The organism is Rhizobacter sp. P1_G5 (assembly GCF_056405435.1).
In genome coordinates this window covers 1-10380 of record NZ_JBFUCB010000168.1, presented here as the reverse complement: position 1 = coordinate 10380, position 10380 = coordinate 1, and the positions used below count along the sequence as shown (strand labels likewise).

Below are 10380 nucleotides of genomic sequence, written 5' to 3'. Positions count from 1 at the left end.
CCTCCAGCACGTTCGAGCGCGTGAAGTCGATCTTCAGGCGGTCGCGCACGTGGTCGGTGAAGAACGTGAAGCCGCCCGACACCAGCAGCGTCTTCATGCCCGCGGCCTGGCAGGCGCGCACCAGCTCGGCGGCGCCGGGGTTCAGCTGCAGCCGCTGGTCGAGCACCTGCTGCATCGCGCTGACCGGCACGCCCTTCAGCAGCGCGACGCGCCGGCGCAGGCTGTCCTTGTAGTCGGTGATCTCGCCGCGCATCGCGGCCTCGGTGATCGCCGCCACCTCGGCCTTGCGGCCGGCCGCATCGGCGATCTCGTCGACGCATTCGATGTTGATCAGCGTCGAGTCCATGTCGAACGCGATCAGCTTGAAGTCCGCCAGCCGCAGCGGCGGCGTGAAGCGCTGGATGACGAGGCCGGGGGCGAATTCACGAGTCATGGGATCAGGCAGTCTCTTTGGGTTGGCCGAGGGAGCGCAGCACGTCGCGGATCAGTTGCGCGCGGTCCTTCGGCTCCGGGGTCTGGCGCTCGATGCGCAGCTTGTCGTTGCCGGCCAGCTTGATGTGGCGGTTCTTCTGCACCAGCTCGATGATGCGCATCGCATCCACCGGCGGGTTGGGGCGGAAGCTGATCACCATCAGCCCCGGCGCCGCATCGATCTTCATCACGCCGTAGGGCTTGGCCAGCACGCGCAGCCGGTGCACGTCGAACAGCGTCTGGCCCTGCGGCGGCAGCTTGCCGAAGCGATCGGTGATCTCCTCGAGCATCGTGTCGATCTGCTCCGGCTTCTCGGCGGTGGCCAGGCGCTTGTACAGGCTCAGGCGCGTGTGCACGTCGCCGCAGTAGGCATCGGGCAGCAGGGCCGGCGCGTGCAGGTTGATCTCGGTGGTGGCCGACAGCGGCGACAGCAGGTCGGGCTCGCGCCCGGCCTTCAGCGAACGCACCGCTTCGCCCAGCATCTCGTTGTAGAGCTGGAAGCCGACCTCCATCATGTTGCCGCTCTGGTTGTCGCCCAGCACCTCGCCGGCACCGCGGATCTCCAGGTCGTGCATCGCGAGGTAGAAGCCCGAGCCGAGCTCCTCCATGTTCTGGATCGCCTCCAGCCGCATCGCGGCCTGCTTGGTCAGCCCCTCGACCTCGGGCACCAGCAGGTAGGCGTACGCCTGGTGGTGCGAACGGCCGACGCGCCCGCGCAACTGGTGCAGCTGCGCCAGGCCGAACTTGTCGGCGCGGCTGATCACGATGGTGTTCGCGCTCGGCACGTCGATGCCGGTCTCGATGATGGTGGAGCACAGCAGCACGTTGTGGCGCTGCGCGACGAAATCGCGCATCACGTGCTCCAGTTGCCGCTCGGCCATCTGGCCGTGCGCGACCGCGATGCGCGCCTCGGGCAGCAGCTCCTGCAGCTTCTCGCGCCGGTTCTCGATCGTCTCGACCTCGTTGTGCAGGAAGTACACCTGCCCGCCGCGCTTCAGCTCGCGCAGGATCGCCTCGCGGATGGTGCCGGTGCTCTCGTTGCGCACGAAGGTCTTGATCGCCAGGCGCCGCTGCGGCGCGGTCGCGATCACGCTCAGGTCGCGCAGGCCTTCCAATGCCATGCCCAGGGTCCGCGGGATCGGCGTCGCAGTCAGCGTCAGCACGTCGACCTCGGCGCGCATCGCCTTGATCGCCTCCTTGTGGCGCACGCCGAAGCGGTGCTCCTCGTCGATCACCAGCAGCCCGAGGCGCTTGAACTTGACGCTCTGGCTGATCAGCTTGTGGGTGCCGATCACGATGTCGACCGTGCCGTCCTCGATGCCTTCGAGCGCCGCCTTCACTTCCTTCGGCGAGCGGAAGCGCGACAGCTCGGCCACCTTCACCGGCCACTTGCCGAAGCGGTCGGAGATGTTCTGGAAATGCTGCTCGGCCAGCAGCGTGGTCGGCGCGAGGATCGCCACCTGCTTGCCGCCGGTGACGGCGACGAAGGCCGCGCGCAGCGCCACCTCGGTCTTGCCGAAGCCGACGTCGCCGCACACCAGCCGGTCCATCGGCTTCGGGCTCACCATGTCCTGGATCACCGCGTGGATCGCCGCCTTCTGGTCGGGCGTCTCCTCGAAGCCGAAGCTCGCGGCGAAGGCCTCGTAGTCGTGCGGCGAGAAGCGGAACGCGAAACCCTCGCGCGCCGCGCGGCGGGCGTACAGGTTCAGCAGCTCGGCCGCGGTGTCGCGCACCTGCTCGGCCGCACGGCGCTTGGCCTTGTCCCACTGGCCGGAGCCGAGGTGGTGCAGCGGCGCCTCTTCGGCGCTGACGCCGGTGTAGCGGCTGATCAGGTGCAGTTGCGCGACCGGGATCTTCAGCGTCGCCTTGTCCGCGTATTCGAGGATCAGGTACTCGCTGGCACCTTCGCCCAGGTCGATGCTGTCCAGCCCGATGTAGCGCCCGATGCCGTGGTTCACGTGCACCACCGGATCGCCGACCTTCAGCTCCGACAGGTCCTTGATCAGCGCGTTGACGTCGCTGACCTGCTCCTGCTTGCGCTTGCGCCGCCCGGTGGGCGAGGTCGCGAACAGCTCGGTCTCGGTGATGAACTGGATCGCGCGGCCGAGCTCGGCGTCGTGCCAGAAGAAGCCCTCGGCCAGCGGGGCGACCGCGATCGCGAAGCGCTCGTCGCCCTGCTCGAACTCGGCGAGGCTCGCGACCGACGGCGGCTCGATGCGGTTGTCGCGCAGCAGCTCCAGCAGGCTCTCGCGCCGGCCCTCGCTCTCGGCGACGATCAGCACGCGGTGCGCCGTGGTGCCCACGTGCAGCTGCAGCTTCTTCAGCGGTTCGGGCGCGCCGCGGTCGACGCTGAGGTCGGGCAGCGGGCGCGCCCAGTCGGTCTCTTCCTTGCCGCGCACCGACAGCACCGCGTGCGCATTGGCGATCGCGAAGAAATCCTCGGTGCGCAGGAAGATGTCTTCCGGCGGAAGGATCGGCCGCTCCTTGTCGTGCTGCAGGAAGCGGTGGCGCTCGCGGGTGTCGACCCAGAAGCGCTTCAGCGCGTCGTCGACCTCGCCGTGCAGCGCGATCGCCGCCTGCTCGCCGAGGTAGTCGAAGATCGTCGCGACGCTGTCGAAGAACAGCGGCAGGTAGTACTCGATGCCGGCGGTCGCGATGCCGCTGCCGATGTCCTTGTACAGGCGCACCTTGGTCGGGTCGCCGTCCATCTTCTCGCGCCAGCGGGCGCGGAACGCGGTGCGCGAGTCCTCGTCCATCGGGAACTCGCGGCCCGGCAGCAGCCGCACCTCGGGCACCGGGAACAGGCTGCGCTGGCTGTCGGGGTCGAAGGTGCGGATGCTGTCGACCTCGTCGCCGAACAGGTCGACGCGGTACGGCACCAGCGAGCCCATCGGGAACAGGTCGATCAGCCCGCCGCGCACTGCGTACTCGCCCGGCGACACCACCTGGCTCACATGCGTGTAGCCGGCCAGCGTGAGCTGCGCCTTCAGCGCCGCCTCGTTGAGCTTTTCCTTCTGCCTGAAGTTGAAGGTGTAGGCGGCCAGGAAACTCGGCGGAGCGAGCCGCACCAGCGCGGTCGAGGCGGGCAGCAGCACCACGTCGACCTCGCCGCGCTGGATGCGCCACAGCGTGGCCAGCCGCTCGGAGATCAGGTCCTGGTGCGGCGAGAAGGTGTCGTAGGCGAGGGTCTCCCAGTCGGGGAACACCGCGATGCGCAGCTCGGGCGCGAAGAACGCGAGCTCGCCTTCGAGGCGCTGCGTGTCGGCCGGCTCGGCGCTGACGATCGCAGTCAATTGCTTCTGCGCGGTGCGTGCCTGCGCGAAGCGCGCCAGCAGCAGGGCATCGGCCGAGCCGATCGGGCGCGGCAGCGTGAAGCGTTTTCCGGGAGACAGGCTGGGAAGGTGCATGGACACAATCGCGCGACAAAATCAAATCGCCCCGCGCGACGTGGCGGCGGGGCGATAGGGCAGTGCCGATTATAGAATTCGCCACCTTTTCGCGCCCCATGTCGACTTCTTCCCCCTCCCGCTTGTTCGCCCTCGTGCCGTGCGCCGGTGTCGGCGAGCGTGCGGCGGCGAACGGGCCGAAGCAGTACGCGGCACTGGCCGGTGCGAGCGTGGTCTCGCACACGCTCGCCGCACTCGCGCAGGTGGCGCGGCTCGCGAACGTGCTGGTCGTGCTGAGCCCCGCCGACAGTGCGTTCGAGCTGCACGCGCCGGGCTTCACCGGCTGGGCCGCGCGCGTCGGCGGCGACACCCGCGCGCAGACGGTGGCCAACGGGCTGGCCGAGCTGCTGGCGCGCGGCGCGCACGCCGACGACTGGGTGCTGGTGCATGACGCCGCGCGCTGCCTGGTGCGCCCCGAGTGGATCGACCGCCTGATCGACGTGTGCCTGCACGATGCGGTCGGCGGGCTGCTGGCGTTGCCGCTGGCCGACACGCTGAAGCACGAGGTGCAGGGCCGCAGCGAAGCGACGCTGGAGCGCCGCCACAAGTGGCAGGCGCAGACGCCGCAGATGTTCCGCATCGCCCGGCTGCGCGAGGCGTTGCTGCATGCCGGCGCCCAGGTCACCGACGAGGCGAGCGCGATCGAGGCGCAGGGCCGCTCGCCGCTGCTGGTGCGCGGCGCGCTGGAGAACCTGAAGATCACCTACCCGGACGACTTCGCGTTGGCCGAACGACTGCTGAGGACGCGCTGATGAACCCGAACCGCAACAAGCTGCCGGCGATGCGCATCGGCGAGGGCTGGGACACGCACCAGCTGGTGGCCGACCGCAAGCTGGTGCTGGGCGGCGTCGAGATCCCGCACACGCACGGGCTGCTCGGCCATTCCGACGCCGATGCGCTGTGCCATGCGCTGACCGATGCGTTGTTCGGCGCCGCCGCGCTCGGCGACATCGGCAAGCATTTCCCCGACACCGACCCGCAGTTCCACGGCGCCGATTCGCTCGCGCTGCTGGCCGAGGCGGCGCGCCGCGTGCGGGCCGAGGGCTGGGAGATCGCCAACGTCGACAGCACCATCGTCGCGCAGCAGCCGAAGATGGCGCCGCACATCCTGACGATGCGCCAGCGCGTGGCCGGCGCGCTCGGCCTCGATGTCGACCGCGTCAGCGTGAAGGCCAAGACGGCCGAGAAGATGGGCCCGGTCGGCCGCCTCGAAGCGATCGAGGCGCGCGCCGTGTGCCTGCTGATCAAGCCCTGAGCGAAGCCTCCCGGCGTCGCCAGAACAGCCAGCCCAGCCCGCACGCCATCATCAGCACCACCGCCGGCTCCGGCACCGGCGTCACCAGGAACGCGCGGCTGCCGAGCGTGGTGACGACGAACTGCCCGCGGTCGTTGATGTCGCTCGCATACAGGAAGAGGTCGTTGAACGACGGATCGGCGTTGACGAACGACAGGCTGTTGACGTCGACCGGGTTGCTGCCGTCCGGGCCGGTGATGAAGGCGTGGGAGAACAGGTAGGGCGAGAAGGTGTAGCTGCCCGCGATCTGGCCGAGGTTGTTGATCGCGCGCCCCCCCGCATAGAACTCCTCTCGACCCTGCCCCTGGAACGTGACCAGTTGCTCCAGCCCGATCCGCTTCACGGCACCGTTGGCTTCGGTGAGGTAGACACCGCCGTCGGGGCCGTAGAACCTCGCGGCGCCGCTCAGCACCTGCCCGCGGTCGTTGATGTCCGACACGGTCGTGATCGTGTCGATGCTGTCGTAGTCGTAGCCGGGAACCCGCACCTCGGTCAGCGCCTGGTTGCTCGCATCGGCGAGGGCGCCGCGCCAGCGCACCGGCTCGGTCGCGTCGCCGCGCACGCGGTTCTCGGCGCTGACCGCCACGGTGCCGGCGGCATTGATGCCGCTCGCGGTCGAGGTCGCGCCACCCAGCGTGCCGATCGGCCGGATCGCGCCGGCGCCAGGCGTCGTGACGAAGCCGCGCTGCAGGCCGTCGGCGTTGACGAAGGTGCCCGTCACCTGGCCGCTGGCGTTGATGCGGCTGGCGAAGCTGTTCGCGCTCGACCCGAGGCTGCGCGGCGTAGCACCGGCGCCCTGCATCACGAAGGCGCGGACGTCGTCCGGTGCGTCGCCGTTGTTGCCGCTGATCGACGAGGTGCCGACGACCCAGCCCTGGTTGTTGATGCCGGTCGCCTGGTTCCAACTGCCGCCCAGCGTCGGGATGCTGGTCAGGCCGATGCCGTCGGCACCGGTCACGAAGGCCATGTAGCTGTCGTCGGACGACCAGCCGTTGTTGCCGCGCGCATACGCATAGCCGACCACCTGGCCGCTGTCGTTCAGGCCGGTGGCGACCATGCCGATCCAGTCGCCGCCGAAGCCGCCGAGGTCGGTGAGCTTGTACTCGACGGCCTGCGCGAGCGGCGCGGCGGCCAGCAAGGCGCCGGACGCGCCCAGCGCCGCCAGCCCGCGGACCAGCTGCCGCCGGTGCCGAAAGGCCAGCAGGCCCAGGCCCACCAGCATCATCGCGACGACGGCGGGCTCGGGCACCGGCGAGATCAGGTAGACGTGGCCGTCCCCCGACGTGGCAAGGATCTGCCCGGCATCGTTGATCAGCAGCGCGGCGTCGTAGTTCCAATACAGCGCCGACCCGGGGGGACCGGGGGAGAACGGGCCGTAGTCGACCAGCGTTGCGCCGTTGCCGTCGGGCCCGGTGACGAACAAGCCCTCCGCGTAGGTGCCTTGGTGATAGCGGCCGACCACCTGGCCCGCGGCGTTGATTCCGCCAGGCCACACGTCCACGGACACCGGGAATTCGCCGCCTGCGGGAGGCAGTGGCACCTCCAGCGTGCGGCTGCTGCCGTCGGCCTCGGCGATGAACCCGGTGGGGAAGCGGAGGCCGGGCGCTGCCAGCCCCACGACCTGCCCGCGGTCGTTGATGCCCAGGCCCCGGCTGAAGTCGCCCGGGTAGGGGCCGGGGATCTCGCGCATGGCAGCACCGTTCGGTCCGGTGATGAAGGCACGGTCCGTGGCGTCCAGCGGGGCGCGGTTGCTCATGCCGGTGACCTGCCCGGATGCGTTGACGGCGGTCGGGGTGCTGGTGCCGCCGGGGTACAGGCTGCCGAGTTCATGCAGGTTGCCGGCCTGTGCATCGCTGATGAAGCCGCGTTGAACCCCCGCGGCGGTCGTGCTGGTGCCCACCACCTGGCCGCTGGCGTTGATGGCGGTTGCGCTGCTGGAGCTGCCGCCCAGCGTGCCGAGCTCGCGTGCCGATGTGCCGTTCGGGCCGATCACGAAGGCTCGCTCGGTGCCGGCGGCCGTCAACGACGTGCCGACCACCCAGCCCGCGTCGTTGATGCCGTTGGCCTGGGTCCACGACGAACCGCCGAGCGTCGGGAGGGCGCTCAGGCCGATGCCGTTGGCGCCGCTGATCCAGGCGGTCCGGCCTGTTTCGCTCCACGACCCGTCCGTCGCCTGGGTGAGGTGGGTTTGAAAGCCMACCGCCTGGCCGCTGTTGCTCAAGCCGGTGGCCTCCATGCGATTCCACTGTCCCGGCCCTGGCGGCGGCCCCAGCGTCCCCAGGTCGAACAACGCGTAGTTGGCTGCATGGGCCGCGGGTGCGGCGACAAGGCCCACGGCGGCGCACAGCGTGGCGCAGAGCCGCGCGAGTATCTGCATCATGACGACCCCCTGATACGTGACTTGTGCCGCGGTTCTACGCCACGACCATGTCAAGCGGTGTCGCTTCTTTGCACACCCTCGCGGGGTGCGAGGTCTTGCGCGATCGATCTGACGGATGTGCCTAGAAGCTCAGCACGTCGATGGTCGGCGGCACGCGAAAGCGCAGCGGCAGCTTGTCGATGCCGACACCCGGGGTCACGTAGACGCGGGCGTTCTTCAGCTCGTAGAGGCCTTGTTGAAAACCTCCGTCGGTGGCGTGGGCCAGCAGGTGCTTCGTGAAGACGGGAATGTCGATCTGCCCGCCGTGCGTGTGGCCGGCCAGCAGCAGCGCCGCCTCGTCGGGCTGCAGGTCGAACACCGTGTCGGGGTTGTGGGTCAGCATCACGCGGTGCGCGCGGTCCACCGTCCAGGGTTGCGTGCGCGAGGCGTCGAGGTTGCGCTGCGCCGAGCCCGCAGTGCGGTCGCCCAGGCCCTGCAGCTCGCAGCGGCCGAGCGGCACGCGCTTGCCATCGATGGCCTCGACGCGCGCGGCTGCCAGCGCCTGCTGCAGCTCGTCGCGCAGCGGCGGGCCGGGGCGCTGTTCGTCGTGGTTGCCCAGCACCGACAGCACGCGATGCCGCACGCCGGCCAGCGGCGCGAAGGTGGTGCGCAGGTCGTGGCTCGGCTCGAAGGTCCAGTCGCCCGCCACCAGCACCGCATCGACCTGCAGCGTGTTCAGCCGGTCGACGAGGCGCTGCAGTTCGGCCTCGCGCACGTAGAGGCCGACGTGCAGGTCCGAGATCAGCGCGACGCGCACGCCGCAGCTCGTGCCGAGTGGGGTCTCGCGCACCTGCAGCCAGTTCGGCTCGATGAAACGTGCCCAGGTGAAGCAGCCGCACAGCGCGAGGGCCGCGAGGCCGGCGAACGTGGCGGCCGGCTTGCGGCGGCGCGCGGTGCGCCAGGTCTCGCGCGCCAGCAGCGCCAGCGCCGGCCACAGCAGCCACGAGAACCAGTAGATCGCGAGCTTGACGACGACGCGGTGGCTGTCTTCCTCTTCGTACCAGGCGCCCTGGTAGTCGCGCGCGACCAGCGCGCCGAACAGCACGACGATGGCGATGCCCAACAGCACGCGCCACCCGCGAGCCCCGGCGCGGGCGATCGGAGCCCCCGTCGTCATGGCGCGCGCTTCAGCCTGACGTGCGCGACCAGCCCGCCATCGGACGCGTTGGACAGCTCGAAGTTGCCGCCCATGCGCTGCACTGCCTTCTCGACGATCGCGAGGCCGAGGCCGGCGCCGGTCGCGGCGGTGCGTGCGGCGTCGCCGCGGAAGAACGGGGTGGTGAGCTGCTTCAGCTTGTCGGGCGAGACGCCGGGGCCGTGGTCGCGCACGCTCAGGATCACCCACGGGCCGGTGCGCGCGTAGCTGACCTGCACGCGCGCGACGCCGGAGTCGGTGGAGCGGCCGTAGCGGCGCGCGTTCTCGAACAGGTTCTGGAACACGCGGCCGAGCTCGATCTCGTCGGCCATCACCTTGGTGTCGATCGCCACGCGCGAGCTGATGCGGATCTGGCTCGGGTCGCGGAAGCCCTGCATCTCGCGCTCGACCAGGCTGCTCACGTGCACCGGCACCAGCTTGGTCTCGCCGGGGCGGGCGTAGTCCATGAACTTGTCGATGATGGCGTCGAGCTGGTCGATGTCGAGCGCCATGTTGCGCTTGGCCTCTTCGTCGTGCACGCTCATCTCGGCCTCGAGCCGCATGCGCGCGAGCGGGGTGCGCAGGTCGTGCGAGATGCCGGCGAGCATCACCGCGCGGTCCTCCTCGACCTTCGCGAGTTCGCGGGCCATGCGGTTGAAGCCCATGTTGACCTGGCGGATCTCGCTGGTCAGCGTGTTCTCGTCGAGCTGCGACTCGTATTCACCGTCGCGGATGCGGCTGGCGGCGAACGACAGGTCGCGCAGCGGCTGGTTGATCAGCCGCGCGATCGCGGCCGAGCCGACCACCGTGGCGAGCAGCGCGATGCTGACCCACAGCAGCCAGGTGCTGCCGGCCAGCGGACGCACGCGCGTCGGGTCGGCCTGCAGCCAATAAGGATCCTTCTCGATCGAGAAGCCGACCCACAGGCCGCCGTTGCCGTTGACCGCGGTCGCGACGATGGTGTCGGGGCCGAGGCGGGTGCGCAGCTCCTGGCCGATGGCGCGCGAGAAGCGGTCGACCTCGAAGGCCTCCCACTTGTCGCCGGGCTCGCGCGGCAGCACGCGCACGGCTTCCTGGTCGGACATGGTCTTGACCAGCGTCACGCGGTTGATGCCGTCGGCATAGCGCAGCGCGGCGCGCGACAGGTTCACCAGGCTCGCGATCTGCTGCGCGGCCTGCACCGCGCGCGGCTCGAATTCGAGCGCGCGGAAGGTCTGCACCCACGCGAAGATCCCGCCGGTCAGCAGGACTGCCAGCAGGAAGAAGGTGCGCCAGAAGAGGCTCAGCGCGACGGCATTGCGAGCCATCCGTTGTCAGGCGGTGCCGTCCGGGACGAACACGTAGCCGACACCCCAGACCGTCTGGATGTAGCGAGGTTGGGCCGGATCCGGCTCGATCATCTTGCGCAGGCGCGAGATCTGCACGTCCAGGCTGCGATCGAACGGCTCGAACTCGCGGCCGCGGGCCAGCTGGGCCAGCTTGTCGCGCGACAGCGGTTGGCGCGGGTGGCGCACCAGCGCCTTCAGCATCGAGAACTCGCCGGTCGTCAGCGCGATCTGCTCGCCGTCCTTCGAGAGCCGGCGCAGCGCCAGGTCGAACTCGAACGGGCCGAAGG

General features: G+C 70.0%; 8 protein-coding genes. 2 read left to right on the top strand and 6 right to left on the bottom strand.

Annotated elements, in window-relative coordinates:
- Together AC1D12_RS13890 and mfd are read right to left on the bottom strand one after the other, a co-directional pair.
- The coding region (locus tag AC1D12_RS13890) for an HAD-IB family phosphatase (RefSeq protein WP_477841016.1) at positions 1 to 433 on the bottom strand (433 nt) is incomplete at its 3' end.
- A 4-nt stretch (positions 434 to 437) separates the two neighbouring features.
- The gene (mfd, locus tag AC1D12_RS13885; RefSeq protein WP_477841014.1) at positions 438 to 3878 is read right to left on the bottom strand and encodes a transcription-repair coupling factor; all 3441 of its coding nucleotides are present in this window, start codon (positions 3876 to 3878) and stop codon (positions 438 to 440) included.
- Positions 3879 to 3976: 98 nt separating this feature from the next.
- On the opposite strand from mfd, the gene ispD reads away from it, so the two are divergent.
- Both ispD and ispF read left to right on the top strand, forming a co-directional pair.
- On the top strand, positions 3977 to 4669 hold the full coding sequence (ispD, locus tag AC1D12_RS13880) for a 2-C-methyl-D-erythritol 4-phosphate cytidylyltransferase (RefSeq protein WP_477841012.1): 693 nt from the start codon (positions 3977 to 3979) through the stop codon (positions 4667 to 4669).
- Positions 4669 to 5172, top strand: coding sequence for a 2-C-methyl-D-erythritol 2,4-cyclodiphosphate synthase (gene ispF, locus AC1D12_RS13875; protein WP_465112575.1), 504 nt, complete (start codon positions 4669 to 4671; stop codon positions 5170 to 5172). Before ispD ends, ispF begins: the two co-directional genes overlap by 1 nt.
- On the opposite strand, the gene AC1D12_RS13870 is transcribed toward ispF, so the two are convergent.
- The 4 genes from AC1D12_RS13870 to AC1D12_RS13855 form a co-directional block, all read right to left on the bottom strand.
- Positions 5162 to 7591, bottom strand: a complete 2430-nt coding sequence (locus tag AC1D12_RS13870; protein WP_477841011.1) for a PEP-CTERM sorting domain-containing protein — start codon at positions 7589 to 7591, stop codon at positions 5162 to 5164. The two genes, ispF and AC1D12_RS13870, sit on opposite strands and share 11 nt — an antisense overlap.
- A gap of 121 nt (positions 7592 to 7712) precedes the next feature.
- Entirely contained in the window at positions 7713 to 8747 is a 1035-nt protein-coding gene (locus AC1D12_RS13865) for a metallophosphoesterase (RefSeq protein ID WP_477841009.1), read from the bottom strand.
- The gene (locus AC1D12_RS13860; RefSeq protein WP_047512075.1) at positions 8744 to 10072 is read right to left on the bottom strand and encodes an ATP-binding protein; all 1329 of its coding nucleotides are present in this window, start codon (positions 10070 to 10072) and stop codon (positions 8744 to 8746) included. The genes AC1D12_RS13865 and AC1D12_RS13860 overlap by 4 nt, the downstream gene beginning before the upstream one ends.
- 6 nt (positions 10073 to 10078) lie before the next feature.
- On the bottom strand, positions 10079 to 10380 hold a 302-nt coding region (locus AC1D12_RS13855), incomplete at its 5' end, for a winged helix-turn-helix domain-containing protein (protein ID WP_477841006.1).

Excerpts from the sequence above, each read along its gene's own strand:
- mfd (WP_477841014.1), bottom strand. The coding sequence starts at position 3,878 with ATGCACCTTCCCAGCCTGTCTCCCGGAAAACGCTTCACGCTGCCGCGC.
- ispD (WP_477841012.1), top strand. The coding sequence starts at position 3,977 with ATGTCGACTTCTTCCCCCTCCCGCTTGTTCGCCCTCGTGCCGTGCGCC.
- ispF (WP_465112575.1), top strand. The coding sequence starts at position 4,669 with ATGAACCCGAACCGCAACAAGCTGCCGGCGATGCGCATCGGCGAGGGC.
- AC1D12_RS13865 (WP_477841009.1), bottom strand. The coding sequence starts at position 8,747 with ATGACGACGGGGGCTCCGATCGCCCGCGCCGGGGCTCGCGGGTGGCGC.
- AC1D12_RS13860 (WP_047512075.1), bottom strand. The coding sequence starts at position 10,072 with ATGGCTCGCAATGCCGTCGCGCTGAGCCTCTTCTGGCGCACCTTCTTC.